At 54.3% G+C, this 26,806-nt stretch carries 33 protein-coding genes and 1 tRNA gene; 17 read left to right on the top strand and 17 right to left on the bottom strand.

Features of this window, described 5'->3' with window-relative positions:
• Positions 1-13 precede the first annotated feature (13 nt).
• From fliO to J1C59_RS07560, 6 genes are all read left to right on the top strand, one after another.
• Positions 14-412 carry a flagellar biosynthetic protein FliO gene (gene fliO / locus J1C59_RS07585; protein ID WP_128084355.1) on the top strand — a complete coding sequence of 133 codons (399 nt, stop codon included), beginning with the start codon at positions 14-16 and terminating at the stop codon, positions 410-412.
• Complete coding sequence (gene fliP / locus J1C59_RS07580; protein WP_128084380.1) at positions 412-1,143, top strand: flagellar type III secretion system pore protein FliP; 732 nt, start codon at positions 412-414, stop codon at positions 1,141-1,143. Before fliO ends, fliP begins: the two co-directional genes overlap by 1 nt.
• Before the next feature lie 25 nt (positions 1,144-1,168).
• Positions 1,169-1,438, top strand: coding sequence for a flagellar biosynthesis protein FliQ (gene fliQ, locus J1C59_RS07575; protein ID WP_128084356.1), 270 nt, complete (start codon positions 1,169-1,171; stop codon positions 1,436-1,438).
• Positions 1,438-2,223, top strand: coding sequence for a flagellar biosynthetic protein FliR (gene fliR / locus J1C59_RS07570; RefSeq protein WP_128084357.1), 786 nt, complete (start codon positions 1,438-1,440; stop codon positions 2,221-2,223). The genes fliQ and fliR overlap by 1 nt, the downstream gene beginning before the upstream one ends.
• Positions 2,224-2,851: 628 nt before the next feature.
• Positions 2,852-3,487 (top strand): transcriptional regulator RcsA, encoded by a 636-nt coding sequence (gene rcsA / locus J1C59_RS07565; RefSeq protein WP_009089542.1) that lies wholly within the window; start codon positions 2,852-2,854, stop codon positions 3,485-3,487.
• Positions 3,488-3,629: 142 nt separating this feature from the next.
• Positions 3,630-5,336 carry a methyl-accepting chemotaxis protein gene (locus tag J1C59_RS07560; RefSeq protein ID WP_128084358.1) on the top strand — a complete coding sequence of 569 codons (1,707 nt, stop codon included), beginning with the start codon at positions 3,630-3,632 and terminating at the stop codon, positions 5,334-5,336.
• Positions 5,337-5,469: 133 nt separating this feature from the next.
• Here the strand turns inward: J1C59_RS07560 and dsrB are convergent, their stop codons facing one another.
• Together dsrB and J1C59_RS07550 are read right to left on the bottom strand one after the other, a co-directional pair.
• Entirely contained in the window at positions 5,470-5,664 is a 195-nt protein-coding gene (gene dsrB / locus J1C59_RS07555) for a protein DsrB (RefSeq protein ID WP_128084359.1), read from the bottom strand.
• Positions 5,665-5,727: 63 nt separating this feature from the next.
• Positions 5,728-5,886 (bottom strand): YqaE/Pmp3 family membrane protein, encoded by a 159-nt coding sequence (locus J1C59_RS07550; protein ID WP_111141183.1) that lies wholly within the window; start codon positions 5,884-5,886, stop codon positions 5,728-5,730.
• 316 nt (positions 5,887-6,202) lie between these two features.
• Here J1C59_RS07550 and J1C59_RS07545 point away from each other — a divergent pair, with 316 nt between their 5' ends.
• The 3 genes from J1C59_RS07545 to J1C59_RS07535 all read left to right on the top strand — a co-directional run bounded on the left by J1C59_RS07545 (position 6,203) and on the right by J1C59_RS07535 (position 8,829).
• Positions 6,203-6,436: a DUF2525 domain-containing protein gene (locus tag J1C59_RS07545; protein WP_128084360.1), complete on the top strand. Its 234-nt coding sequence runs from the start codon at positions 6,203-6,205 to the stop codon at positions 6,434-6,436.
• A 353-nt stretch (positions 6,437-6,789) separates the two neighbouring features.
• Positions 6,790-7,578, top strand: coding sequence for a mannosyl-3-phosphoglycerate phosphatase-related protein (locus J1C59_RS07540; RefSeq protein ID WP_128084361.1), 789 nt, complete (start codon positions 6,790-6,792; stop codon positions 7,576-7,578).
• A gap of 30 nt (positions 7,579-7,608) precedes the next feature.
• Positions 7,609-8,829 carry a glycosyltransferase family protein gene (locus J1C59_RS07535; protein ID WP_128084362.1) on the top strand — a complete coding sequence of 407 codons (1,221 nt, stop codon included), beginning with the start codon at positions 7,609-7,611 and terminating at the stop codon, positions 8,827-8,829.
• An 81-nt stretch (positions 8,830-8,910) separates the two neighbouring features.
• Here J1C59_RS07535 and J1C59_RS07530 read toward each other — a convergent pair whose 3' ends face one another.
• The 5 genes from J1C59_RS07530 to J1C59_RS07515 all read right to left on the bottom strand — a co-directional run bounded on the left by J1C59_RS07530 (position 8,911) and on the right by J1C59_RS07515 (position 11,173).
• On the bottom strand, positions 8,911-9,090 hold the full coding sequence (locus J1C59_RS07530) for a YodC family protein (RefSeq protein WP_128084363.1): 180 nt from the start codon (positions 9,088-9,090) through the stop codon (positions 8,911-8,913).
• Positions 9,091-9,278: 188 nt separating this feature from the next.
• Positions 9,279-9,410: a hypothetical protein gene (locus J1C59_RS21815; RefSeq protein ID WP_003854444.1), complete on the bottom strand. Its 132-nt coding sequence runs from the start codon at positions 9,408-9,410 to the stop codon at positions 9,279-9,281.
• A gap of 33 nt (positions 9,411-9,443) precedes the next feature.
• Positions 9,444-10,355: a DUF808 domain-containing protein gene (locus tag J1C59_RS07525; RefSeq protein ID WP_128084364.1), complete on the bottom strand. Its 912-nt coding sequence runs from the start codon at positions 10,353-10,355 to the stop codon at positions 9,444-9,446.
• 10 nt (positions 10,356-10,365) lie between these two features.
• Complete coding sequence (locus J1C59_RS07520; RefSeq protein ID WP_140916954.1) at positions 10,366-10,641, bottom strand: hypothetical protein; 276 nt, start codon at positions 10,639-10,641, stop codon at positions 10,366-10,368.
• A gap of 52 nt (positions 10,642-10,693) precedes the next feature.
• Positions 10,694-11,173 carry a very short patch repair endonuclease gene (locus J1C59_RS07515; protein WP_128084365.1) on the bottom strand — a complete coding sequence of 160 codons (480 nt, stop codon included), beginning with the start codon at positions 11,171-11,173 and terminating at the stop codon, positions 10,694-10,696.
• A 189-nt stretch (positions 11,174-11,362) separates the two neighbouring features.
• Between J1C59_RS07515 and dcm the strand changes: the two genes are divergently transcribed.
• Complete coding sequence (gene dcm, locus J1C59_RS07510) at positions 11,363-12,748, top strand: DNA (cytosine-5-)-methyltransferase (RefSeq protein WP_128084366.1); 1,386 nt, start codon at positions 11,363-11,365, stop codon at positions 12,746-12,748.
• Between the two features lie 35 nt (positions 12,749-12,783).
• Here the strand turns inward: dcm and J1C59_RS07505 are convergent, their stop codons facing one another.
• Both J1C59_RS07505 and J1C59_RS07500 read right to left on the bottom strand, forming a co-directional pair.
• Positions 12,784-13,065: an Arc family DNA-binding protein gene (locus J1C59_RS07505; protein WP_128084367.1), complete on the bottom strand. Its 282-nt coding sequence runs from the start codon at positions 13,063-13,065 to the stop codon at positions 12,784-12,786.
• A gap of 71 nt (positions 13,066-13,136) precedes the next feature.
• Entirely contained in the window at positions 13,137-13,841 is a 705-nt protein-coding gene (locus tag J1C59_RS07500; protein WP_128084368.1) for a phosphohydrolase, read from the bottom strand.
• Positions 13,842-14,452: 611 nt separating this feature from the next.
• On the opposite strand from J1C59_RS07500, the gene J1C59_RS07495 reads away from it, so the two are divergent.
• From J1C59_RS07495 to J1C59_RS07485, 3 genes are all read left to right on the top strand, one after another.
• Positions 14,453-15,130, top strand: coding sequence for an ASCH domain-containing protein (locus J1C59_RS07495; RefSeq protein WP_128084369.1), 678 nt, complete (start codon positions 14,453-14,455; stop codon positions 15,128-15,130).
• A 168-nt stretch (positions 15,131-15,298) separates the two neighbouring features.
• Complete coding sequence (gene mtfA, locus J1C59_RS07490) at positions 15,299-16,072, top strand: DgsA anti-repressor MtfA (protein WP_242281373.1); 774 nt, start codon at positions 15,299-15,301, stop codon at positions 16,070-16,072.
• Positions 16,073-16,175: 103 nt separating this feature from the next.
• Positions 16,176-16,251 (top strand) — tRNA-Asn (locus J1C59_RS07485).
• A 225-nt stretch (positions 16,252-16,476) separates the two neighbouring features.
• Here J1C59_RS07485 and J1C59_RS07480 read toward each other — a convergent pair.
• The gene (locus J1C59_RS07480) at positions 16,477-16,731 is read right to left on the bottom strand and encodes a LysM peptidoglycan-binding domain-containing protein (RefSeq protein ID WP_128084371.1); all 255 of its coding nucleotides are present in this window, start codon (positions 16,729-16,731) and stop codon (positions 16,477-16,479) included.
• Positions 16,732-16,885: 154 nt separating this feature from the next.
• Here J1C59_RS07480 and J1C59_RS07475 point away from each other — a divergent pair, with 154 nt between their 5' ends.
• The 3 genes from J1C59_RS07475 to J1C59_RS07465 all read left to right on the top strand — a co-directional run bounded on the left by J1C59_RS07475 (position 16,886) and on the right by J1C59_RS07465 (position 18,817).
• Positions 16,886-17,146: a GlsB/YeaQ/YmgE family stress response membrane protein gene (locus J1C59_RS07475; RefSeq protein WP_111141197.1), complete on the top strand. Its 261-nt coding sequence runs from the start codon at positions 16,886-16,888 to the stop codon at positions 17,144-17,146.
• 26 nt (positions 17,147-17,172) lie between these two features.
• Positions 17,173-17,553: a YidB family protein gene (locus tag J1C59_RS07470; protein WP_128084372.1), complete on the top strand. Its 381-nt coding sequence runs from the start codon at positions 17,173-17,175 to the stop codon at positions 17,551-17,553.
• A gap of 1,096 nt (positions 17,554-18,649) precedes the next feature.
• On the top strand, positions 18,650-18,817 hold the full coding sequence (locus tag J1C59_RS07465; protein ID WP_422615480.1) for a SymE family type I addiction module toxin: 168 nt from the start codon (positions 18,650-18,652) through the stop codon (positions 18,815-18,817).
• Positions 18,818-18,857: 40 nt separating this feature from the next.
• Here J1C59_RS07465 and J1C59_RS07460 read toward each other — a convergent pair whose 3' ends face one another.
• From J1C59_RS07460 to J1C59_RS07430, 7 genes are all read right to left on the bottom strand, one after another.
• Positions 18,858-19,154, bottom strand: coding sequence for a hypothetical protein (locus tag J1C59_RS07460; protein WP_128084374.1), 297 nt, complete (start codon positions 19,152-19,154; stop codon positions 18,858-18,860).
• A 119-nt stretch (positions 19,155-19,273) separates the two neighbouring features.
• Positions 19,274-19,603: a hypothetical protein gene (locus J1C59_RS07455; protein WP_208721848.1), complete on the bottom strand. Its 330-nt coding sequence runs from the start codon at positions 19,601-19,603 to the stop codon at positions 19,274-19,276.
• A gap of 28 nt (positions 19,604-19,631) precedes the next feature.
• Positions 19,632-20,117 carry a hypothetical protein gene (locus J1C59_RS07450; protein WP_128084375.1) on the bottom strand — a complete coding sequence of 162 codons (486 nt, stop codon included), beginning with the start codon at positions 20,115-20,117 and terminating at the stop codon, positions 19,632-19,634.
• A gap of 493 nt (positions 20,118-20,610) precedes the next feature.
• On the bottom strand, positions 20,611-20,931 hold the full coding sequence (locus tag J1C59_RS07445; protein WP_167498254.1) for a hypothetical protein: 321 nt from the start codon (positions 20,929-20,931) through the stop codon (positions 20,611-20,613).
• Between the two features lie 155 nt (positions 20,932-21,086).
• Positions 21,087-21,242 carry a hypothetical protein gene (locus tag J1C59_RS07440; protein WP_167498253.1) on the bottom strand — a complete coding sequence of 52 codons (156 nt, stop codon included), beginning with the start codon at positions 21,240-21,242 and terminating at the stop codon, positions 21,087-21,089.
• Between the two features lie 134 nt (positions 21,243-21,376).
• Entirely contained in the window at positions 21,377-22,489 is a 1,113-nt protein-coding gene (locus tag J1C59_RS07435) for a lactonase family protein (RefSeq protein WP_128084377.1), read from the bottom strand.
• Between the two features lie 174 nt (positions 22,490-22,663).
• Positions 22,664-24,073, bottom strand: coding sequence for an EmmdR/YeeO family multidrug/toxin efflux MATE transporter (locus J1C59_RS07430; RefSeq protein WP_128084378.1), 1,410 nt, complete (start codon positions 24,071-24,073; stop codon positions 22,664-22,666).
• A 453-nt stretch (positions 24,074-24,526) separates the two neighbouring features.
• Between J1C59_RS07430 and J1C59_RS07425 the strand changes: the two genes are divergently transcribed.
• Complete coding sequence (locus J1C59_RS07425; protein WP_128084379.1) at positions 24,527-25,981, top strand: AMP nucleosidase; 1,455 nt, start codon at positions 24,527-24,529, stop codon at positions 25,979-25,981.
• Positions 25,982-26,806: the final 825 nt, after the last annotated feature.

Raw genomic sequence — 26,806 nt, 5'->3', positions numbered from 1 at the left:
GAGTCACTGAACGATGAACAGCCAGAATCAAACGCTGCAGACGGCCACGCCGCACGCACAGGCGATCTCCACCGGCTCCATGCTGGCGCAGGTCAGCAGCGTCTTAGCCGTCATTATATTATTGATTCTGGCCTGCGCCTGGCTGGCACGTCGTGCCGGCTTTGCGCCGAAGAAAGTCAGTAGCCAGGAGCTGAAGCTCAGCGCCAGCGTCTCCGTTGGTCAGCGCGAGCGCGTCGTGATTGTGGATACGGCCGATGCCCGCCTGGTGCTGGGCGTCACCGCGCAGCAGATCACGCATCTGCACACGCTGCCACCGGGCCAGCCGGTCTCCGTGACGCCGGACAACCGTGCGCCACAGGATTTTCGTCAGTTGTTACAGAACCTGGTTAAACGTCCCGGAAAACCCCAATGATGCGTCGACTGCTTCCCTTACTGCCACTGCTGTTACTGGCTCCGGCTGCCCATGCCCAGCTGCCGGGCCTGGTGAGCCATTCGCTGCCTGGCGGCGGTCAGAGCTGGTCCCTGCCGGTCCAGACGCTGGTTTTTATCACCGCGCTGACCTTTATTCCGGCGGTGCTGCTGATGATGACCAGCTTCACCCGCATCATCATTGTATTCGGTTTACTGCGTAACGCCCTGGGCACCCCCTCGGCACCGCCGAACCAGGTCCTGCTCGGTCTGTCGCTGTTTCTGACCTTCTTTATTATGGCGCCGACCTTCGACAAAATTTATCAGGACGCCTATCTGCCGTTCAGCCAGGACAAGATCAGCATGGACGTGGCGATAGAGAAAGGCGCCCAGCCGCTGCGTGACTTTATGCTGCGCCAGACCCGTGAGGCGGATCTCGCCCTGTTTGCCCGTCTGGCCAACACCGCGCCGATTGCCGGTCCGGAAGCCGTGCCGATGCGCATTCTGCTGCCGGCCTATGTCACCAGCGAACTCAAGACCGCTTTCCAGATTGGCTTTACCGTGTTTATCCCGTTCCTGATCATCGACCTGGTGGTCGCCAGCGTGCTGATGGCGCTGGGGATGATGATGGTTCCGCCTGCGACCATATCGCTGCCGTTTAAACTGATGCTGTTTGTGCTGGTCGATGGCTGGCAACTGCTGGTCGGTTCACTGGCGCAAAGCTTCTACTCCTGATCCCCCTTTTTTACCGGAGCAACACATGACACCTGAATCAGTAATGGTAATGGGACAGGAAGCGATGCGCGTCGCCCTGATGCTGGCCGCCCCGCTGCTGCTGGCCGCGCTGATCAGCGGACTGCTGATCAGCCTGATCCAGGCGGCGACCCAGGTCAACGAACAGACCTTATCCTTTATTCCCAAGATTCTGGCGGTCGCTACCACCGGTATCATTGCCGGTCCGTGGATGCTGAATCTGCTGCTGGACTATATCCGCTCCGTCTTCACCAACCTGCCTTACATCATCGGCTGATGATTACTCTCGACAGCAGTCAGCTGGTTCACTGGGTCAGCCAGTTCTTCTGGCCGCTGGTGCGCATCATGGCATTGTTCGCCACCGCACCGATTCTCAGTGAACGATCTGTCAGCAAGCGTGTCAAAATCGGTCTGGCGGTGATGATTACCTGGCTGCTGATGCCGCTGTTACCTGCCGTTGATGTCACCCTGTTTTCGCCGGCGGGCTTCTGGCTGCTCATTCAGCAGATGCTGATTGGTATTGCACTCGGCTTTACCATGCAGTTTGCCTTTGCGGCCGTGCGCTGTGCCGGGGAAGTGATTGGTCTGCAGATGGGCCTCTCGTTTGCCACCTTTTTCGATCCGGGCAGCCGTCTTAATATGCCGGTGCTGGCCCGTTTTCTCGACATGCTGGCGATGCTACTGTTCCTGACCTTCAACGGGCATCTGTGGCTGATCTCGCTGCTGGCGGACAGTTTTCATACGCTGCCGATTGGTGGACACCCGCTTAATGCCAGCGCATTTATGGCGCTGGTGAAATCGGGCGGATTAATTTTCCTTAATGGCATGATGTTAGCGCTACCCTTAATCGTTTTGTTACTCATGCTAAATCTGGTACTAGGTTTGTTAAACCGTGTTTCACCACAGTTATCAATCTTCGCAATCGGCTTTCCGATTACCTTAACAGTCGGAATTTTAACCATCAGCTTGCTGATGCCCCTTCTCGCCCCGTTCTGCGAGCATTTGTTCGGTGAAGTCTTTGATTTACTCGCCCTGTTCCTGACAGAACTATCCCGTCCCTGAACATTAAGTTTCTAACTATCTTTACGTTATGAAACTTAAGTATCGCAAAACCATCCGTGCATTTTCCGAACCATGTTTTCCAGAATGCAACTAAGGAAATTCTGATAAATGTGCGCAGAGTCTGAAAATAATTCTTATTAAACCGGGCTTCGCGTATTTTAGTTGGGTGGTTCACAGAAGCACTCAGACTGTGAATTGGCGGACAAATCTGGCAAAGCACTGAATTTAATAGAGAAAAAACTTTAAGTGATTTTTCTTGTTAAAAAATGTTTTTTCCGGCATTGTCATCGCACGCTGAGGCGTCACACTTTCGTAAAACAAATGCTTTTGAGAATTGTCCTATCAGAAAACTCCGTGTTTTCAGGGATAGTGATTTGGCTCTCAAAAAATTGCGTCTTACTTAACCTCCGGCACTTCACTGGCACTCCCTGCCAAAGCCGGAGAATGTGTGACGTCAGGGCAGCACAAAATTTTTGCAGAACGGGTCAGGGATGAAGACTTTTATGGGCGTTTGCCTGTTGCCAAACTGCACGAGCAGAATAAAAAAGTACCTAAGAAATCTCTCTCGTACCGCAACGCGTATTCATCGTTGATTTAAACGGATAACAAATTGGTGAGGGTCGCTATTATGCCAACTATTATTATGGATTCCTGCAACTACACACGCCTGGGATTAACAGACTACATGTCTTTAAAAGGAGTTAAGAAGAAGAACATCTCGTCTGTCTCCGATATTGAGCAACTACAGCAAAAATGTGAGCAATTAAATCCTGGTGTCGTCTTTATTAATGAAGATTGTTTCATTCATGAGTCAGACTCCAGTGAGCGTATTCGCAGTATTATTACACAGCATCCGGATACACTGTTTTTTATCTTCATGGCGATCAGCAATATCCATTTTGAGGAATATCTCTACGTTCGTAAGAACCTGATTATTACGTCAAAATCGATGAAGACATCGACTCTCGATTCCTTACTCAGTACTTATTTGCAGAAGAAGCTTAACCAGTCTGCGCGCATCTCTTCGGGCATGGATGTGCATCCGTTGACGCTGAGCCAGACTGAGTCAAACATGCTGAAAATGTGGATGTCAGGTCATGACACCATTCAGATTTCAGACAAGATGCAAATTAAGGCCAAAACGGTATCGTCACATAAAGGTAATATTAAACGCAAAATCAAAACCCATAATAAGCAGGTTATTTATCATGTGGTGCGTTTAACGGATAATGTGACCTCGGGTATTTACGTTAATATTCGCTGATTGTCTCAGCACAGGAACCGGCCTTTATGGCCGGTTTTTTATTGCGCGAAATTGCGATCTGCGTCTCACTCTGGCTGTTAAGTCTTCTGCTCCGGTTGCCGATGTTAAGTTTTATAACAATCAGCCTCATGAGAGCATGGATATGAACACTGCAGTAGATAATGATGGACAGAAAAGCGCGGGTCTCTGGCAGAATCTCCGTCTGGTGCCGCTGTTTAGCCTGATTTTCGGCGGCATTTTGCTGCTGTTTGCACTCTGTATCGGTGTCGCCAGTTACTTCCTGATTTTAAGCAATCACTCTCTCGACGATGCGACCAACGAAATTCAGGTTCGTATGGGTCTTTCAAACAGTTCGAATCATCTGCGTACCGCCCGTCTGACCATTATTCAGGCCGGTGCCGCCGCACGCATCGGTGAAATGGATGAGTTTCGTGCCAATGTCGCCGCGGCCGAAAAGCGCATTCAGCAGGCAAAAGAGGGGTTCGCCGTGTATGAAGCGCGCGAGATAAAATCGCCCGCCGACACGGAACTGGACACCAGCCTCAGGGCCCGCTTCAACGATTACATCACCAAAGGCCTGATACCGATGATCAACGCCGGTAAAGAGGGCAGCTTCGAGGGTATTATCGCCCACGAAACCGATGTGACTCGCAAGCTGGATGATGACTATAACGCGGTGTTGCTGAAGGCAATCAAGATCCGTACTGACCGGGCGCTGGCGATCAATGCTCAGGCGGATCATCAGTCGCGGGTCGGCTTTATCTCGATGGCGGTGGCCTTTGCCGCCGCACTGGTGCTGGTGCTGATGACCTTTGTCTTCCTGCGCCGCGTAGTCATCACGCCGCTGCGCCAGTCGGTGCAGCGTATCGAACGGATTGCTCAGGGCGATCTGACCTCCCCGCCGCTGCCGCATGGCCGCAGCGAGATCGGCACGCTGATCTATAACCTGCAGCTGATGCAGCAGGCACTGGTCACCACCGTCGGCACGGTGCGTGAAGGCGCGGTGGCGATCTATCAGGGATCCAGCGAAATCTCTGCCGGTAACACCGACCTCTCGTCACGCACCGAGCAGCAGGCCGCCGCGCTGGAGCAGACCGCTGCCAGCATGGAAGAGCTGACCGCGACGGTGAAACAGAACGCCGAGAATGCTCATCACGCCAGCCAGCTGGCAGCCGATGCCTCCGGCAAAGCGCGCAGCGGGGGCGAACTGGTCGGCAGCGTGGTGAAAACCATGAATAACATTTCTGGCAGCTCGAAGAAGATTGCCGAGATCACCAACGTCATCAACAGCATCGCGTTCCAGACCAATATTCTGGCGCTGAACGCGGCGGTTGAAGCTGCGCGGGCTGGCGAACAGGGCCGCGGCTTTGCGGTTGTGGCCAGCGAGGTACGGAATCTGGCTCAGCGCAGTGCGCAGGCGGCTAAAGAGATTGAATCCCTGATCGCCGAGTCGGTGACGCTGATCAATGACGGCTCGCATCAGGTCGGTGCCGCCGGTAACACCATGGGTGAGATTGTCGAAGCGGTGCGTCGCGTGACCGATATCATGTCTGAGATCGCGGCAGCATCGGATGAGCAGAGCCGCGGGATCCAGCAGGTCAGCCAGGCCGTCACCGAGATGGATAATGTGACCCAGCAGAACGCCTCGCTGGTGGAAGAAGCCACCGCCGCAGCCGCCTCGCTGGAAGATCAGGCAGGCAAACTGACCCAGGCCGTGGCAGCGTTCCGTCTGCAGGAAGCGCCTGCGCCCGTCCGTGCGCCTGTAAGAGACGCCGCCACGCCGAAGAGCCCTGCTGTTGCCCCCCGTCCGGCGCTGGCCACCGGTAACGATAACTGGGAAACCTTCTGAGTTACGCCGGTCAGGGCTGCTCCAGGATCTGATCGGAAAACCGGCGGGACGATTTCCCTCACCCGCCGGTCCGGGACAGTAAAAAGCCGCCTTCTCTTATACGGGAAGGCGGCTTTTTTACGTCGCGTCAGGTTCAGGCGTCCTGGTAAGGCTCGACAAAAATGCCGTCCGGCTGATGGCGTTCGTTAAAGAACCAGATACCCAGCGGGTAATCCTCCAGTGCCACCAGAAACATGGTGCCCTCATTGAATGGCTCCATGGCCAGAATGGTACCGGTACGGCGCGGGCCGCCATCGGTTTTGACGCTGACGCGGTCATTGACCTTCATTATCGGTTCTCCTGATGATTAGCTGCTTACAGTCTAAACGAAGAACCGCGCCGATGCAGCGCGTTAGCGACGGGCAATCACCCAGACGGCGTGGACGATACCCGGAATATAGCCGCAGAGGGTCAGCAGGATATTCAGCCAGAACGCGCCGCCAAAACCGACCTGCATAAAGACGCCCAGCGGTGGCAGCAGAATCGCGATAATAATTTTTAAGATGTCCATAACCCTTCCTTTAGGTGTTGAAATAAATCAGCTTTATCTTTAACTATAGCTGAATCTGCTCTGTTCAGGCGAAAAGTCAGGTAAATCTGAGTAAGGATGCACCTTTTCGATTTCCTGACAGTTCGCTGCAGGACTTCTGACGCACCGGGCCATTACACTCTGCCTGCTGCTGCCCCCCCAGAGGTGCAGCCAACCTGTTAGTAACAAGGATTTTGCCCGCGCAGCGCGGGCTTTTTTTTACCTGCGATCTGCCCCTTCTCCGCTTTCCCTGCCGCGTTCTATACTGATCACTCTGTTTGCACCCGGAGGTCCGAAAATGACAGACGAAAAACAGCATAGCGATGAACAGCCGTCCGAACTGAACGTGGATATTGAAGGCTTACTGGCGGCGATTCAGGCCAGAACATCGGGAGAGGTGCGGGATTATATGGAGCAGGATCAGGCGCCGCGGCTGGAGGCGGATGGCCGGATATTTCACTCTTACAGCGAGCTGGCTGAGGCGTTCGAGATCGACATCTGCGATTACCGCGCCAGTGAAGCGAATCGCTGAAATCGATTTCAAAAAAATACCCGGCGGGATGGCCGGGTAAAAATTCAATTCGTTACACCAGGGAATTCTTAACACCTCTGCAGATTACGCTATCCCACAGACGAAACAAGCACCTGATATGCACTTTTCTGCACCTTATCCGGAACTTTCCATTCTGATGTTACCGAAAACACCGCATCAGACAGCCACTTAGCCTCTGCCCGCTTTGCCTGCTCTTCCCCTTCCGCACCCGATTTTTAGGATTAATCCTGGATTCGCCGCAGGCAGCCCAATAAAAAAAGTGTGCGCCAGATTCAACTATAATATTGAAAAATCGCTGCTTTAGCCGCGAACGTGATGAAAGGAGCCTGTGAATGCCCGATCTCCATCAGCCGTTAATGATTATTACCGACCTGGATGGTTCGCTACTTGACCATCATACCTATCGCTGGGATGCGGCCAGCGAATGGCTTGCCACGCTGAAACAGCAGGCCGTGCCGCTGGTGATCTGTTCCAGTAAAACGGCCGCCGAGATTATTCCGCTGCAGAAAAAGCTGGGTATCAGCGGCTCGCCCTTTATTGCCGAAAACGGCGCCGTGGTGCAGACGCACGATCAGCAACGGGTTCGCCTGGATAATGCGCTGACCTATGAGGCGATCTGCGAACGGCTGGCCGCCATGAAACCGGCCTATCGCTTCACCGGTTTTCATGACTTCTCCGACCCGGACGTCGCCTCGATGACCGGACTGAGCGAGGCGGATGCGGCGCTGGCACGTCAGCGCGACGCGTCCGAGGTGGTGGTCTGGCGCGACAGTGAGGAGGCGCTGGCGCAGTTCCGCGAGGCGCTGGGTGCCGAGGGTCTGGCGCTGACCCAGGGCGGCCGTTTCTGGCATGTGATGCCCGCGGGCAGCGGCAAGGGTGAAGCACTGCGCTGGCTGCTGGATAACTCACCCGGCGAGGCGCGCATCACCCTCGGCCTGGGCGATGGCCCTAACGATGCGCCGATGCTGGATGCGGTGGACTACGCCGTGGTGATCCGGGGTTACAGCAAAACCCCGGTCACGCTCACCCGAACCGATCAGCAGCAGGTTTATCACACGGCGCATCACGGCCCTGAGGGCTGGCGTGAAGGGCTGGACTATTTTTTGACTCAACCTCAATAAGCTGCCCACGGGCATTGAAAGGATGATGCGATGAGTGACTTTTATCAGAATGGCGTAATCACCAACTTCCACAATCTGACCCACCGCAGCGTGGAGTCGCTGGAAAAAGAGATGGTTCGCTTTGCCCGCAAACGCAAAATGGGGCTGATCCTGCCATCGCTGTTTTCCGAACTTGAAGGCCCGGCGCTGACGAATATCGTCGATGAGCTGGCGAAAGTGCCCTATCTGGACGAGATTGTGATCGGGCTGGATCGGGCTGACCGCGACCAGTTTCTCTATGCCCGCGAGTTTTTCTCCCGCCTGCCGCAGCGGCATCGCATTCTGTGGAACGACGGCCCGCGCCTCAAGGCGATTGATGCCGAGCTGGATAAAGAGGGCTTATCCCCTACCCAGCCCGGCAAAGGGCGTAACGTCTGGTTCTGTACCGGCTATACGCTCGCCTCAGACCGCACCAGCTGCGTCGCCCTGCATGACTGCGATATCGTGACCTACGAACGTGGGATGCTGGCCCGTCTGCTCTACCCGCTGGCAAATCCGGCTTTCCAGTATGAGTTCTGCAAAGGCTTTTACGCGCGCGTAGCCGATGGCAGGCTCAATGGCCGCGTGGGCCGTCTGCTGGTCGGCCCGCTGCTGCGCTCGCTGCAGAAAGTCTATGGCCATTCCGAATATCTGGATTATCTGTCGAGCTTCCGCTATCCCCTTTCCGGCGAATTCGCCATGCGAACGCATGTGCTGAACGGCATCAAAATTCCGGGCGACTGGGGGCTGGAGATTGGCGTGTTGTCGGAGATTTACCGTAACTACACCACCCGTCAATCCTGTCAGGTGGAGATCGCCGATAACTACGATCACAAGCATCAGCCGCTGGCGGAGGATGATGGCACCGGTGGCCTGAAACGCATGAGTAACGACATCGTTCAGTCTCTGCTGCGTAAGCTCGCCACGATGGGCGTGCCGCTGACCAGCGACTCGTTCCGGGTGCTGAAAGCGACCTACTACCGTAATGCGCTGGATATGATGGAGACCTATAACCACGAGGCGGCGATGAACGGCCTGAAGTTTGATCAGCATGTGGAGGAAGCGGCGGTAGAGATGTTTACCCAGTCGATTCTGGACGCGGGACAGGCCTTTATCGAAAGGCCCAACGACAAGCCATTTATCCCGAGCTGGAGCCGGGTTCAGTCGGCGTTCCCGGATGTCTTACAGCGCATCTATCAGGCTGTTGAAGAGGATAACGACGGTAACGTCTGAGATGCAGCAGGCGGCACAGGATGTGCCCGCCACCGCCGTCATAACCGGGCCTGCCGGGTCGTCAGACCCCAGGCCTGAGACTCAGCCCGCCAGCTGCTGCGCTGGTGCTGTCGCGCACAGCTCATCGCTGCGGAAGGCTTCGCTACGGACCGCATAGCCGTCATACCAGCGGCATTCGACCATGCCACTCGCATAGCCGGTCACCACCATTGTCTGCCCCTCTTCCTTGTGTTGCACTTCCTCACTGATTGCAAAAACCATGATGCGCTCCTTTTACCAATGTTAATAACCGGGGTGATAGTTTCCTTTATAGCAGGCGAACGGGGTTCCTGCCTGTTAAGGCACGCAAAAAAAGGGCAAATTCAGAATTAAGCAGAGAGATATGCGGAAAATAAAAAAAGCGGATAAAAAATATTATCCGCTTTGAGGGAAAAACCGGGGTGCTGGCGTCAGATCTTGCAGCCTTCGCAGTCGGCTTCGTCACCGAGATCGTCCGGCACTTCGCTGGCCTTTTTTTCCGCTTTCGCTTCAGCCTGCTCAAGTTGCGCGTCGATATCAAATTCAAACATGTCGTCGTTCATCGTCATTCTCCTGACCGTAAATCACAGTGCGCTTTATACCGATTTTCCGCGCACTCTGGCAATAAGGTTGACCACCAACAGCACGATCGACCCAATGATAAAGCCGAGCACCAGATTAGCGCCGTTACTAAGCAGCATCGCGATCCAGCTGCTGAAGCCACCGCTGACCTCCTCAATCAGATGATGCAGCGGCGCGATGCCGTGCACCACAATGCCGCCGCCGACCAGGAACATCGCAATCGTGCCGACCACCGTAAGGATTTTCATCAGCCAGGGCGCAGCAGCCAGCAGTACGCCACCCATGCCCTGCGCAAGGCGGGAGGGTTTCTCGCGCAGCCAGAAGCCCAGATCGTCGATTTTCACAATCGCCGCGACGATGCCGTAGACGCCGATCGTGACCAGAATCGCGATGCCCGCCAGGATAATGACCTGATTCAGCAACGGCGACTCCGAGACGATGCCCAGGGTGATGGCGACGATCTCGGCAGAGAGAATAAAGTCCGTGCGCACCGCGCCTTTTATCTTCTTCTTTTCAAACTCCGCCGCGTTCTGATTCGCCAGCGAATCCAGTCGCTGCTGGCGCGCTTCCGGTGATTTGCTCTGCTTGTCGTGTTGCAGGCTGTGCAGCACCTTCTCCACGCCTTCGTAGCAGAGATAAGCACCGCCAATCATCAGCAGCGGCGTGATCAGCCAGGGCGCAAACGCCGAGATGATGAGCGCCAGCGGCACCAGAATCAGTTTGTTGAGAAACGATCCTTTGGCCACGCCCCAGACCACCGGTAGCTCGCGATTGGCTTTAACGCCCGTGACCTGCTGGGCGTTCAGGGAGAGATCGTCTCCCAGCACGCCCGCGGTCTTTTTCGCCGCCACTTTTCCCATGACGGAAATATCATCCAGAAGTGTTGCAATATCATCAAGTAAAGTGAGTAAACTGGTTCCCGCCAAAATCTTATCCTTAGTCTGGTTCGTTATGTTGACAACATGGGCAGCGCTCAATTTCCGTTACGGTCATCTCGGCGATGCCCTCACAATCCCACTCCACCCGCACCGTCTCGCCTGCTGTCCCTTCCGCATGCAGATATTTGCTGACCGGGCTTTCGGTCATGCCGGTAATCTCCTCCGTGGCGATGAGCGTCTCCCCGCAGTAGACCCGCGCTGTCGCTTTGGTGTTGACCATCCGCTCGTCACGGATCTGATAAAGGCGTTTTACCGTCAGTTTTATGCTGCTCATTTCGGCCTCCTGGCCACGGAGAAAGCGCAGATCTAACCAATTATGTCCGGGATTAGCAATCTGCGTGGTAATGATGAATGCCCTGATGGTCGATCTCAGCGCTCTCTGACATCACCAGCAGCCACTCCTCCAGCCGCTCCAGCAGATCCTGATCCGCCAGGCGCAGTTTGCCCCGCAGTGCGCACTCCCAGATAATCAGCACCTTCCAGCCCGCGTCCTGCAACTGGCGCACGTAACGCTGGTCACGCTCAACGTTGCTGTTGATTTTTCCGGTCCAGAACTCCGTGCGCGTCGCGGGCAGCTTAAAGAGATAGCAGTGATGGCGATGCCAGAAGCAGCCATGCACAAAAATAATCGCCTGCTGTTCGCTCAGCACGAAGTCAGGCCGCCCCGGCAGATTTTTATCCTGCACGCGATAGCTGAAGCCACGGTCTTTCAGCAACAGCGCGATACGCTGCTCAATGGCCGTATCCTGCGCGCGAATCGCACGCATATTTTTGCTGCGTGTTTCGCTGGAGTGAACATCAGCCATAACCTCTCCTTTTTTGCTGGTTATGTAACTTTAGCCTGCGCCGCGAAAAGCGAAAGTCGCCACCGGCTGACGCTGGATGACGGGTCGTAAAAGCAGAAGAATCCGGCGCACGGCGACGCTGCGCATCCCGGAATTTCCCTGCAGCGCCGGGAGTGGTAGCATAGGCGCCTTACTGTTAAGGAAAAATGCATGCATTCCGCCGCCCTCGCTGAACCACTCTCTGCCGACCTCTCCTCTGCCGATGCGTCTGAACTCGTACAGCAGGTGCTGGAAATCTATTCGGTGCGTGATCTCACAGCCCGCCTGCAGCAGGCCGGCTTTACCGGCTGGACACCCGCCCTGCTGAACCGGATACGTCAGGGTAAAAGCTCCCTGCCCGCCTTGTGCGAGGCGGAGATGACGCTGCTGCAGTCGCTGCTGCCGTCGCGGCCCGCCCATTATGATAATCCTGCATTCCGTTTTATCGATCTCTTTGCCGGGATTGGCGGCATTCGCAAAGGGTTCGAAACCATTGGCGGCAAGTGCGTCTTTACCAGTGAATGGAACAAAGAGGCGGTGCGCACCTATAAAGCGAACCACTACAGCGATCCGCTGGAGCATCACTTCAATACCGATATCCGTCAGGTCACTCAGCCGGAAGGGCTGACCGACGATGAGGCAATCTATCGGGCGATCGATGCCGCCATCCCCGATCATCAGGTGCTGCTGGCCGGTTTTCCCTGCCAGCCCTTTTCACTGGCGGGCGTCAGCAAAAAGAATGCGATGGGTCGTGCACACGGTTTTGAGTGTCAGGTTCAGGGCACGCTATTTTTCGACGTGGCCCGTATTCTGGCCGCCAAAAAGCCGCCGTTCTTTGTGCTGGAAAACGTGAAAAACCTGAAAAGCCACGATAAGGGCCGGACCTTCGCCATTATCATGGAGACGCTGGATGAGCTGGGCTATGACGTCGCCGATGCCGGTGCCGCCAGTCCGGACGCCAAAGTGATCGATGCGCGGCACTTTCTGCCCCAGCATCGCGAACGCATCGTGCTGGTGGGCATCCGTCGCGACCTGAAAAAGCAGGACTTCACGCTGCGGGATATCCGCCGCTTTTATCCTGCTCAGGTGCCGAGCCTGCAGAGCCTGCTTGAGCGCGCCCCGGACGACAAATATATTCTGTCGCCGGTACTGTGGCGCTACCTCTATCAGTATGCGAAGAAGCACAAAGCCAAAGGTAACGGATTTGGTTTTGGCCTGAACGATCCGCGTAATCCTGACTGCTGCGTGCGCACGCTGTCAGCGCGCTACTACAAAGATGGTTCAGAGATCCTGATCGACCGCGGCTGGGACAGTGCGCTGGGGGACGCCGGGTTCCAGAATGTGGAAAATATGGCTCGCCGTCCGCGCCGTCTCTCACCGCGCGAGTGCGCCCGCCTGATGGGATTTGATGTGCCAGGCCAGCCGCCCTTCCGCATTCCGGTGTCGGATACCCAGGCCTATAAGCAGTTTGGTAACTCGGTGGTGGTGCCGGTGTTCGCTGCGGTGGCTCAGCTCCTGCTGCCCCATATCCGCCAGCTTATGTCGGCGTCGCGCTGAAACGAAATAACCCGTCTTTCGACGGGTTTCTGTGTTTATTTCTTCTTCTTACCCTGCTTCTTCAGCAGCAGGCGAATCTGCTTCAGCTCAGCCGCAGTCAGCCCATCGGCCTTTTCATCAGCAGTTGTGGCTTTGTCTGCTGACTCTTCGGTGATGTCCTGACTATCAATGGCCGGATGCGGATGCGTTTCCAGACTGGCCTGTAAGCGCTGCACAATCTCCTGGCTCATTGAAATCTGATTTTCCAGCGCCAGCTGTTTGATCGTTTCTTTCAGTTCAGGGTCAATTTTGATTGTTAAATTAACGGTTTCGGTCATTGCGCAACTCCTTTTTGTTATTGCTACACGCTACCGGATGCCCGTTTCGATTAACATACTGTCATAAAAATTTAATATTCAGCCCGCAATGGGGTGAAATCCCGCAGCACGCCCTCATCGATCCCCACCAGATTGCCCTGCAGCTCGGCATAGAGCTTCGCCATATAACGCACCAGAAAATCTGCGTTATGCTCTGCCAGCAGACGACCCGTTTCGGTGTGCATCGTCTCCGGCAGGCGCAGCAGTTTCTTCTGGAAGTGATCCAGCGTCCATTTGACGTCATTCAGCTCGCGGTCTTTACCCAGGGGATCCTGGCTGTCAAACAATGGACGGTTCAGCGCACCGGCGGTATAGAAGACCCGCGCCAGCCCGATCGCACCCAGCGACTCCAGCCGGTCAGCATCCTGCACAATTTTTGCTTCCAGCGTCTGCGGCGGGATGCCGGCGCTGAAACTGTGCGTTTTCACGGCGTGCATCACGGCGTCAATCCGATCTGCCGGGAAGTCGGTAAAGTCCTGCTGCAGAATGCGCTGGGTTTCCGCCGCGGCATAGGTTGAGGCGAGATGACGCTCCGGGTGATTCTTGGGCAGATTAACCACATCGTGAAAATAACAGGCGGTAAGCACCACCAGCGGATCGGCCGGTGTACCGGTCATGATTCGCTGCGCGCTCATCCATACACGCCGCAGATGAGCGATATCGTGCGCGCCATCATCATGGATCCAGTTCGCCTGAAACCAGCTTTCGTAACGGGTCTGCCAGAGTGTAAGTGACATAGTCTGTCTCCCTGTAGTGATCGACAGCGGTTTCTCTGTCGTGATCAGTGCGCGAACGGCAAGCCATCATAGCGACTGGCTAATGACACTTTTTTTACAGTGCGATCGAAAAGAGCGGCGCTGCCAGCGATTTCTGGCAGAAAAATGAGATCTGGATCATCTGTATAGCATCTCTGTTACACAATAACCGCAATTTCGGCGGTTTTCAGTCTTTCCTCAGTGAATTGCTGCTAAGAAAATTAGTTTAACAGGCGTAATGTTTTGTTCTGTCTGAGAACCTTTTACGGGTCCGTTTAAACTTTTTTTTTCATGGTCGATGATTGTAAAATCGTGCGTGGTGACAGGGGAAAAAAGCTGAAAAGGTTCCTATTTTTACCGTTATAACGTACTGTATCCGGGCTTTTCATCGCTTTCAGCCGCTGGGATAGAAAGCGTTGGTGCGCTTTTTGCATTTTGCTGTTTTTCAACTACCAGAGCGGTACTTTTAAAGTGACTGTCAGGTGACAAATTATTAAGCAGAATGATTTAAAGCCTTTATGATAACTCTCAGATGTGAAGCAAATGGACGTTTACAGCAGTAACCGGGTTCTACTAATAAAAAGAGGTAATCCATGAAAGAACGGCCGATTCTTTTTTCCGAACAGCGTGTTCGTGCCCTGTTGGTTGGCCAGCAAACACAAACCCGGCGCATTATGAAAACGCAGGCTTTTGGTCCGGGACAGGATCATCACGAAGGCGTGCACGCTTTCGATGTGAGCGCGAACCATCTTCATGGGTATAAGATGATGTCGATGACGGACATCAGCTACCAGTGCCCGTATGGCAAACCCGGCGACATTCTCTGGGTACGTGAAACCTGGCGGGGTCCCATGGTGCCAGAGCACGATCTGACGGAATATGACCGCGACCCGACGCCGTTTCGTCAGCCGGAATTTTGCCAGTACCGGGCGGACAGTAATGAACTGGGGCAGCATGCGATGAGTACGCCGGAAGCTGAAGAGTTTGGCTGGCAGACCGCCATCCACATGCCGCGCTGGGCCAGCCGCATCAACCTGGAGATTACGGGCGTGCGTGCGGAGAAAATTCAGGATATCAGTGAAGATGACATCATGGCGGAAGGCGTACAGACCGATTCGCACTTCCTCAATAATTTCTTCACCATGAACGTCAATTCGGAATCGCCCAAAGAGGCGTACCGCAAAGCGTGGCAAAAACAGTATGGTGCCACCAGCTGGGAAGTTAACCCCTGGGTCTGGGTCATTGAATTTCAGCGTGTTGAACGCAAATAACCCATCAGAACCGCGCTTTGCGGGTTAAATCACAGACAACGGCCGCACTAACGGGTTGAATACGCTTTCAGCCCTGAAGTCAGAATCTGATGCCAGCATTCGATGCTGGCATTTTTGTGTCTGGCGCGTCAGGATAGCCAGAGAGTCCGGTTCTGTGCAGGAGTTGCGATGTTTAAATGGCCCTGGAAAACGCATAACGACAGGCTGGTTGCCTTGCCCTGGCAGCAGGGACTGGCGCAACCGATTTTCAGCCCGCTCAGTGAGGCCGAGCAGGAGACGCTGGTCGCGCTGGCGACGCGCTTTCTGCAACAGAAAAAGCTGGTGGTGATGGAAAACGCCGAGCTGGATGAACTGCGCAGCGTGCGCATCGCCCTGCTCTTCTGCCTGCCGGTGCTGAAACTGGGTCTGGAGTGGCTGGACGGTTTTCATGACGTACTTATCTATCCTGAGCCGTTCAGCGTGGAGGATCAGTGGCAGGATGAGGATGGATTGGTCCACAGTTCTCCCGCCGTTCATGCCGGCCAGAGCTGGACGCAGGGGCCGGTGGTGCTCAACTGGCTCGATATTCAGGATTCGTTTGATCTCTCCGGCTTCAATCTGATCATCCACGAGGTGGCCCACAAGCTGGATGCACGCGGCAGTGGTTACACCAGCGGCGTGCCCATGATGCCACTCCGTGATGTGGCGCAGTGGGAAAAAGATTTGCGTGCCGCGATGGCAGAGATTGAAACGGAAGTGGAACTGGTCGGTGAACAGGCTGCGACTATCGATCCCTACGCCGCCAGCGATCCGGCAGAGTGCTTCGCCGTCCTTTCTGAATATTTCTTCACGGCCCCGGTTCTGCTGGCTGAACGCTTTCCGGCCATGTATCAGCATCTTCAGCACTTTTATCAGCAGGACCCTCTGGCCAGAATGCGCGCAGAGACGGCCCAAAGTGCTTAAATCGTGATCGCTTTGCTTTAAAGCTAGCCAGTTGAATGATAATGTATTTTTTGCTGTTGACACCTTCGGGCGACGTCGTTAATATTCGCCTCGTTCCAACGATTCCTCTGTAGTTCAGTCGGTAGAACGGCGGACTGTTAATCCGTATGTCACTGGTTCGAGTCCAGTCAGAGGAGCCAGATTTGAAAAAGCAGATATCTCCGGATATCTGCTTTTTTGCTTTTCAGAAGCCGCCGATTTCTCCTGCGCACGCTTGTTGTCATTTTCCCCTGCCGATAACGAAAAAGCCGCTAACGTTAATTTTCCGCACAGCCGCAATTCCCTTTTTCACCGGGCGACAGGCAAAGCGATTCGCTAAAAACCAGCCGTCAAAACAGACCGGCTGGCTTAGTCGACTGACAATATTATTCAGGGATCGTCAGCACCTGACCCGGTGCAATATGATCCGGGTTACTGAGGATGCCCTTATTCGCCTCAAAGATTTTCATATATTGCGCGCCATCATTGTAAAACTGTTTAGCAATTGCGCTCAGCGTATCACCGGACTTCACAGTATAGGTGCGCGTGCCCGCTGCCGTCGCGGGTTTATCTTCAACATTTTTATCAACAGCATTTAACAACTCACCGCCAATATTTTTAATATTATCCAGAATGCTCATATTTACTCCCCTATCGTTTTCGAATCGTTTACTTTAATTAAAAAAACAGGATTGCCAGACAATTACTTCGCGGCGTACGATACACCCGCTTTAATTTTGTGGATTAAACCACTGTTAAACGCGAATTAATTTTATAAAAAGAGGGATGTTGAGAATGGGTATATTGTCATGGGTTTTATTCGGACTGCTTGCCGGTGTCATCGCCAGATGCATCATGCCGGGTAAAGAGAACATGGGTATTTTTATGACCATTGTTCTGGGTATTATCGGCGCGCTGATTGGCGGTGCGGTCAGTACGGCGCTGGGCTTTGGCCAGGTCAGTGGTTTCAATATTTTCAGCATCGCGATTGCCACCGTCGGTGCCATTATTGTGCTGTTCGTTATTCATAAAATCAGAGCATGCAAGCAGGCGTAACCTATTAATCTTCAGGGGAGAAAAGAATGAGTTTACTGGATACGGTGCTGGCGATGTGCGGCCTGAATAATCAGACCAGTCAGGAAGTAAGAGGCGTACTGGAGTGGGTCGAGCAGCAAGGTGGATTACACACAATCGTCAGTCATCTTCAGAGCGGCGAGTACAGTGAAGTGGTTAATTCCTGGCTCGGCGATCAGCAGAACGTTGCCCTGAGCAGCGATCTGGTGCAGAAGATGATTAACTCTGAGGCCATTGAACAGCTCGCTGCACGAATGGGCATTAACACCAGCGACGCACTGAACCTGCTGGTAAAATATCTGCCTCAGCTGGTTGATAAAGCCTCTTCCGCAGGCGTAATTGACAAGAAAGCTGATTTAACCGGGCTGGTCAGTCAGTTAACGCACTAAGCGTAAGGCAACCGGGAGATAAAAGCCTGCGAATGACGTCCGGGGCTTTTATCTTTTGGATTGGGTGTATGGCCTAATTTAGTCTATAAACAAAAGATTATCGGGGTGGCAATTTTACTGATATGTCAATGAAGGGGAACATTTGAGACCGAAAATGAAACCATGATTAATTTCACTTCGCGAATCTATCCTTTAACCTGGGTAAAGATCGGAAAGAAAAAATTTACTTTAATTTTTAATCAAAATAACACTCATGAAATAAATTACTTATAGCCGATTAAAGACTATAACCATCAGGAACATCCCTTATTAGTAAGGCAATATTCGCTCCTGGCTTTGTCAACTTTTATGATCTGCAGATATAGAAATTTTAGGGCTCATATAAACCGTCAGCAACAAACGGAAATTTCAGAGCCAAACGGTATCCTGAGGGCACAGGTCCATTGATTTCCTGCCATGAATGAACCCGTGAGTATCCAGCAATGACCTGATAACAATCCAATATCAACTACCGGGAAATTAACCAGCTTGCTTATAATGCGAAACCCATTCCAGACGCCGGGATTAAGCACCTATTCTTTCCTGAGATTATAAAGCCATTGGGTTGCATTGGCTCAGGATAATCCAGCCTTGTGACAACGGTACGAAGAACTTAACTATTATCATAATCAGCAACAATTTCGGTTTCAACTACAGAAGCATTTCTTTCATCATCTTGACGAATGGTTCCGTTATAATTTTTTGGAGTAATGCTATCACCGTCCAACAGTGCTGATATTGCTCTATTATTCTAAGCTATATTTCCAGCTAAAGCGCGCTGAGCCGGCAGCTTAGAATAATCATTATTTTTCCTAAGATACCTACGTCGTTCTTATGATGATCTTGCTGGAATAGTATGAACATTATTCTTTCCTTAGCGATGACGCACATGACTCAGGAAATGGCTAAAGAAGAGAGTTAATACGAACGCGGGCTGAAGGTATGACAACACCAATAGCCCGCTGACCATAAGCAACTCAGAAGGGAGTGATCATGGCTGACACGCATCCTCAGCCCGATACCCGCCACACCAATAACCGCCGCCAGCGAATCGCAGTTGCATTATTACAAAGTGGGATACCGGCCTAACAGGGGCCTGCCGAACCCGCTGCCACAGCTCACCATTAAAGGCCGCTGGCTGGAAGCGCTGGGATTTACGACCAGGCAGAAGATCGAGGTGATCACCGGACCGGGACAGTTGAGCTTCCGGCTGGCTGAGGAGTGATCGGCAGAGAAAAAAATCCCGGCTCGTTGGCCGGGATTAATTAATACTCAGAGTGGTAGATAACAATATACTTATCTCCAAGTTCTTCTTGAAGAAGATAAGTCAACTTATAACCATCATCAATAAATCGTTTTTCCTCCTCTTCACTTTTAAAACCAGATGACGCAGGATCATCCATATTAAGTATGGCATCATATCGTTCAGCCCATTCTCTGAGACTGCATTTCAACTCTGGTGATATCGGTAGTTCTTCAGGAGATATATCTCCAAAATCTTCCAGAGTTGTCCCCCATAATGGATGACAATGGTAGTCAGCCATCAATTTTATTTTTTTCATTTTACTGAACCTCGTAAGTTAGCACCCACGATATACCCGTTACTCACTACAGTAATAGCAATATTATATTTTTTGCCGTTTATCATCGCTTCATATATTGGCCGACCAGTTCCAGACCCTTAGTAACCAACTATTTTACCATCTGTGACAGCTTTCGTTACCGCACCAGGAATTCGTGCTTCTGATACACCTATTTTCGCAATTTGACTACCATGTTCTTCGACAATATGTTGTAGCCCTGATTTAGAATTACCCTTCTCAAGGAAAATGATCTTTCCACTATTATCCTTTGCAGCACCCACAACTTTTTCTGGTGTAAATTTAATACCTTGGGTTGTCATCTCTTTAAATAAGGATTTAGTTGCAAAACTATTTCTTGCTATTATGAAAAGATCTTTACCCAACATTCCCAGCGATGCTACCGCTGCCTGATTCTCAGGATCAGACACGAACGCAGCATACTTGGTCCACTCAGGACTATTTGTTCAGTTCGCTGGCCTTCTTGCCAGGATACATCGTGCTGAGGATTGCTCTGGCCATCAGCTCACCGCCTGCAGCACCGGCTGCCCCCGCTGATGCGCTGTTACCTGCAAGCTGAGCCAGCACGGCACCTGCGACCGCATGAGCCATAGTATTGGCCAGGACGTTAGTCTGCTCCTGTCCATCGACAAATTTGCTGGTTGCGTGCTTGATTTTATTGGCGATATACGGTGCCACTCCACCTGCTGCGGCTGCGCCCAGGTTACTTGCGCCAAGGCCGCCCAGAACGCCGGTCACCGCTGCTGCTGCCATGGAATAGCTGCCGCCGCCATTAAGCGAACTGCCTTTGACGGCATTGGCTTTATATTCCGACGACAATTTACTCTTACTCGCGCCGACGCTGAGCTCAATTTTGATCCCCGCCTCGCTCATATTGCCGTTGGCAAGAGCTTGTCCGGGCTGTATGGTCTGTTTGCATGACATTGCCCAGCCTCTTTTTTAGCGATGACGTCTGAGCCACTGATGTGGGCATTATTACCGGCGATTAACGTGACGCTACTACTGTACTGCCCACAGCGCTGGCGCTCTGACTTTGGGTTGTGACGTCACGATTAAGCTGCTGGCGAGTAGAAGCACTGCCGAACGTCACGCCGATACTGCCGCCGCTCATCATGCCGCTCTTTTTAATTTCTTTCAGGCTGTGGCTATGCTGCTCTCCAGTGGCCGCAGCGATCGCGAGATCACGTCCTGCCTTGCGCGCAACACTGTTATCGCCTACTACGCTGGAACCCGTTACACCAAGATCACGTCCGGCGACGATCTGGCTGCCCGTGGTGTTAATAGTCTCAGTACTGGTCGCATCAATTTTTTGCCAGCAGTTTCCGAAACCGCACTGCGAGGTACCAGTAACGCTTTTACTTCCGGTAATGCGATATCATTCCAGGCATTCAGCAGCAGATCACCCCCGGCTTTGAGGTTAGCTATCGTTGCTTGCTTTGAGGGTCAGAGAGTCCAGTGAAGTGATGCTGGCCGCTGGTCCAGTCAGGGTTTCGGTATAAGATTTCTTCGTTCCCTTGCCGTTGTCTGCATCCAGGTGCCAGAGCTGTGACGTAGTCAGGTTATTGATGTCATCGTTAACGCTTTCCAGAGCGACTTTTTTACCGCTAATCGTCGCGCTGACGTTGTTGATATCGTTCAATGCGCTAAGTTGCAGATCGCCACCAGCCTGGAGCAGACCGGCGTTGAGGTTACAAAGGGTATTCTGGCTATGGATTGTCATGTCGTTTTTGGCAATCACGCTACCTTCTCGCTCATTCATATAAATATCTAAAGAACCGGATGCAATAAAACGGTGAAGGTATCCGAATAAAACTCACCGTTGCACACCACGCCCCACAAATGAAAAAGGCCCGCGGGATAGCGGGCCTTTAACCGGAAAAATCAGAGTCACCCTTATTTTTCATGGTAGCGATGCACGGCCGGATAATATTCCAGTCCATAAAGCTGGCCCAGTGGCAGCAGCAGTTCAACGTTGATATCATGTCCGGCTGCCTCTGCCGCAGAACCACTCAGCAGTTGCTCAAACCAGGCTTTCAGTTTCTGTTTCATCTCAGGATCTCCGCATCAGTTGATGTTCTGAGTAAACCCGCTTGCGGGCGCCAACAGAAGCAAAAATTTCTGCGCTGCTTATGCCAGAAATGACAAAGCGGATTCTGACTGGCTGAAAGCCCGCTTCAGGCTGGCTACTGCGTTATCAGCGTGACCCAGTTGGCGCCCTTCCCTGCCGGCGCTTCAGCGACCCGTGTGAGCGTGCCGTTGGTGGGTTCGATGGCGTAGCTGCCAATCACCGCACTCTTCTCTCCGCTGACGATCAGCCATTTACCCTGCGCATCAATCGCAATACTGCGCGGCTGTTTCTCGACCGGCCAGCTGCCCGTCAGGGTTAATTCGCCCGACGGCTTATCGACCCGATAACCCGTGACGGTGCTGGAGGTGCGCTCGGTCACAAACAGAAACCGCCCATCCGGAGTGATTTGAATATCTGCCGCCCAGATGCGCGGCGTCGGATCGTTGTAGCCCGCCGGACGCTGCTCACCGTGCTGCAGGTTATATTGCTTTGCCACCGCGTTCGGCCAGTGTTTCAGTTCCGTCAGGGAGCCATCCGCCGCACGCCGGAACTGGGTGATGGTGCCGCTCATCTCCGCGAGGTTATAGAGGAAACGGTTATCTGGCGAGATAACAGAATGCCGCGCACCGCTGTTCTTCTCACCCTGGACAAAACCGCTTCCCAGCGGCGTTATCGCGCCATCAGCGCTGAATCGGTACTGCAGCACCCGATCCGCACCCAGATTTCCCACATAAAGCGACTGATTGCTGACGTCGGTGATAACCGAGTGGGCGTGCGGCCCGGTCTTCACCTCACTGGTCACCTGCGCTGTCACTACACCCTTATCATCAATCCGGTAGCTGATGACGATATCGCTGTCATACGAGGCGGCGAGCAGATAGCGACCCTGTCTGTCGGTGGTGATCCAGGGAAAACTGGCTGACACCGGCGTCACCGCCTGCTTCTGCAGCACACCCTGTGGCCGGGTCACGCGCCAGCTGACGATCGCATAGGGCGGCGTGCGCAGCGCACCATAGAGATGTTTACCATCCGGGCTGGCCGCCAGCGGCATAATCTTTTTCCCGGCGGGGGTATCGCCCTGCCATGTCAGGCCGCCATCTTTCTCGCTGAGCTGATACCGGGATACCGTGCCGGATTCCGCGTTCGACACATAAACAAAGGTTGTCGCCCATAGTGGGCTGCTGCAGAGCAGTGGCAACAGGGCCAGCGCCGGTTTAAGACGGGTCATAGGATCACCTCGATAAGTTTGATCTGCGCCAGTGCGCAGCAGGGTTTACGCTAACCCGGTGAGGCGAGAGTGGCTTTGTGCAACCGTCTGAAATCAGGCGCGAAAGTCTGGAGATGTGACGGCGCAGGGATTTCTGATAGTGCCTTCCCCCGCCGCCGGAGGAAGGCAAAGGCGCTAACCGGTTTTCTCGATCATTTTCTGATAGCGGTTAAGCCATTTACCGCTGTTGAGCCGCCACCAGAAGAAAATCCCGCGCACCGTCCAGTCCAGGAACATCCCGAGCCAGACGCCGGTCACGCCCATCCCGAACTGGATGCCGAGCAGATAACCGACTACCACGCGCGCGCCCCACATGCTGAACATCGACACGTACATGGTATAACGCGCATCGCGGGCGCCCTTAAGCCCGGCGGGCAACACCCAGGAGGCGGCCCACAGCGGCATAAACAGCGCATTCAGCCAGAGCAGATGCTTCGTGACATTAATCACTTCCGGATCGCTGGTGTAGAAACGCGCCAGCAATCCGGCCAGCGGCACCGTTAACAGCGCAATGGCGCTCAGACAGGCCGTTGCCAGCCAGAAAACATGCCGCACTTGACGCTCCGCCTGGAACACCTGATTCCTGCCCAGGCGGGTACCGGTAATAATGGTCGACGCCGACCCCAGCGCATTGCCCGGCAGGTTAATCAGCGAAGCGACCGAGAAGGCGATAAAGTTACCGGCAATCTCGCTGGTGCCCATGCCCGCCACAAACACCTGGGTCAGCAGTTTACCGCCGTTGAACAGCACGGACTCGATACTGGCAGGCACGCCTATACCTAAAACTTCCATCAGGATGCTGCTGTTCCAGCGCCGGAAGTAGCTCGACAGCGTGATTTTCAGCGAGGCGTTAAAGCCGATCATCAGCACATAGATCACCGCAATCGCCCCGATATAACGGGTGATGGTCAGCCCGAGTCCGGCCCCGACAAAACCTAAACCGTCCCATGAGAAGCAGCCGTAGATCAGCACGCTACTGATGATGATGTTAAGGATGTTCATGCCGCCGTTTATCAGCATCGGGATTTTGGTGTTTCCTGCGCCCCGCAGCGCCCCGCTGCCGATGAGCGTAATGGCGGCCGCCGGATAGCTCCAGGCTGAGGTCTGCAGATAGCTGAGCGCCAGCGCTTTGACTTTCGGGTCTGCGGCCCCCGCTATCGCATCGACAATCAGATGGCCCCAGAACTCAATAGCGATCACCAGTACAAAGGCGAAAATCGTCATCATGGCCAGCGACTGGCGCGTGGCGGCCCGCGCCCGTTTACCGTTGCGTTTGGCGAGGCTGAATGCCACCACGACCGTGGTGCCCAGATCGATAGCGGCAAAGAAAGAGATAATCACCATGTTGAAGCTGTCGGCCAGACCCACTCCCGCCATCGCCTCTTTACCCAGCCAGCTGACCAGGAAGGTGCTCAGCACGCCCATCAACAACACACAGGCGTTCTCGAAAAAGATAGGTACTGCCAGTGGCGATATTTCACGCCAGTAGAGCGTGCGATAAGAGCGGCGTTTCGGGTACCACGCCGTGCGTCTGATCGCCTGCATCACTGCTACGCCGGGATTTTGCAAAGGATTACCAAATCAGAAGAGACTGGACAGGAGATCTTATGATGATAGGGGTCAGAGAAATATGCAAAGTCTTTCCGGTGGAAATTAATCATGGTTACAAACTTTTTATGGCCGTCCCGGCAGATTCTGTCGCAGAGGCCCGCCGGCTTCAGTCAGCCTGATTATTTACCTGCCGTGACGATGTGTCACCGGACGCTGACGTTGCTGCACAGGGCATATTGTGCCGCGGTATCAGGAGGCATTTTCCGTCTTTGATAGTAAAGGTTTCCTTAACGACTTTTTACGCGCCCTTTTCTGCCGCCGCGCCGCACTGATCAGATAACGCGCGATTTCCGCGTAAAATAAAAGCAACCCAATATTCTTCACCAATCCCGGCAACAAACCCGCTAAGCTTGGGGCAAATCGCGGAAAAAAATGGAAGGAGAAACCATGCCGACACAACGGAAAAACCTGACCAGCCAGCAGGCGCTGGATGAACTTGAACGCCTGTACGAGGGGGCTGTTGAGGCGCTGCGCACGGCGATTAAAGCCTTTACGGAAAACGGCACACTGCCCGATGCCGACAAGCGGGCGCAGGGGCTCTTTGTTTATCCGGAGCTGCGCATCACCTGGCACGGCGAAGGGCCGCAGCAGAACCGCACGCGCGCCTGGGGACGCTTTACTCATACCGGCAGTTACAGCACCACCATCACCCGTCCGGCGCTGCTGCGTCACTACATCGCGGAACAGCTTCAGATGCTGGAGAAGGAGTATCAGCTGGAGATTGACGTGGTGCCATCCAGCCAGGAGATCCCCTATCCTTATGTGATCGACGGTTCCGATCTCTCCCTGGACCGCACCATGAGCGCCGGTATTGCGCGCCATTTTCCGACCACCGAGCTGTCACAGATTGGCGATGAGACGACCGATGGCCTGTTTCACGCAGATGCCCAGTTCCCGCTGTCGCACTTCGACGCGCTGCGCACCGACTTCTCGCTGGCCCGTCTGCGTCACTACACCGGCACCAGCGTAGAGCACTTCCAGCCGTTTGTGCTGTTCACCAACTACACCCGTTATGTGGATGAGTTCGTGCGCTGGGCGATTGAGCAGGTACGCGATCCCAATACCCCGTACGACAGCCTGGCCTGTGCCGGTGATGTGGTGCTGACCGCCGACACTGCCGACAGCGAGTCGATGCTCCTGGATCTGGCCTGGAAGAAGCACCAGATGCCTGCCTGGCATCTCACCTCACCGAATCGTCGCGGCATCACGCTGATTAATATCGGTGTCGGCCCGTCGAATGCCAAAACCATCTGCGACCATCTGGCCGTCATGCGTCCGCACGCGTGGCTGATGATTGGTCACTGCGGCGGCCTGCGCGAGAGCCAGCGGATTGGTGATTATGTGCTGGCCCACGCCTATCTGCGTGACGATCACGTACTCGACAGCGTGCTTCCGCCTGATATCCCGGTGCCAAGCATCGCCGAAGTGCAGCGCGCGCTCTATGACGCCACCAAAGCGGTGAGCAACATGCCAGGCGAAGAGGTGAAGCAGCGGCTGCGTACCGGCACCGTGGTCACCACGGATGATCGTAACTGGGAGCTGCGCTACTCGGCGTCGGCGCTGCGCTTTAACCTGAGCCGCGCGGTCGCGGTCGATATGGAGAGCGCCACCATCGCCGCCCAGGGCTATCGGTTCCGTGTGCCTTACGGCACGCTGCTGTGCGTTTCAGATAAGCCGCTGCACGGCGAGATCAAGCTGCCGGGTCAGGCAAACCGGTTCTATGAGGGCGCGATTTCGGAGCATCTGCAGATTGGCATCCATGCGGTTGAGCTGCTGCGCGCCGAAGGCGATAAGCTGCATTCGCGTAAGTTGCGGACGTTTAATGAGCCGCCTTTCCGCTAGGTGTATCGCCGCTGGCTCGGGGAGTTTTGTTCGCTGCGCAAACGGGCTGGCAGCAGAGCTGATGCCAGGGATTGTTCGCTGCGCGAACGGGCGCTGAGAGGGGTTCCGTTCGCCTGAGCAGTTGGGCAGTTTCAGTATCGCCTCTGCAGGCGACCGACAAGGGGCGCCAGTCGCCGCGCCCCTTGTCCCCGCGCTCCGGCCTGCCTCACCGCCGCTTCGCGGTCCCTTCGCTTCTTCCGGATTTCTGACGGACCGGCAGGACGCGCCATCCCTGGCGCGAACCCGCCTCTTCGCGACATCCCTGTCGCTCGTCCTGAAATCCCTCATCCGCTCAGCGGTTCAGATGGCCTCCCTGACCCCTCGCTGTTATCTCTTCTTTCTTTGTTGGCACGTTATCGCTGTGGGTTTTCAGGATTGCCTCTGACTTCAGGCTCAGCAGTCAGAAAGGCCTTACACCCTATCCGCGGTAATCACGTCTTCTTCGGGCACTGAGATTGTAGCGGTAAGATTCCGTGATTAGCTTTGGCTTTGGCTTTGGCTTTCAGTTCAGCAGACAACACAGCACCAGAGTTAACACAAAGAAATCACAGGCCGGGGTTGGTGAGAGGCATCCGAAGCGCTGAGGAACAACCGGAGGCCAGGATGCGCCGACAGGACGGCGCGAGCCAGGGATGGCGCGTCCGGCCGGTCCGCTGGTCGCAGGGTGTGACGAGGGCACCCCGCGAAGCGGGGCGCGCAGGCAGCCGGACGCCGGGATTGTTAAGGGGCGGGCGTCCGCCCCCTGACGCGTCCGCCTGGACAGGCAACCTGAAACTCCCAACCGCC

The organism is Pantoea deleyi, assembly GCF_022647325.1.
Lineage (GTDB): Bacteria > Pseudomonadota > Gammaproteobacteria > Enterobacterales > Enterobacteriaceae > Pantoea > Pantoea deleyi.
Note: the sequence above shows the minus strand (reverse complement) of the source record. Positions and strands in the feature narration are given on the sequence as shown.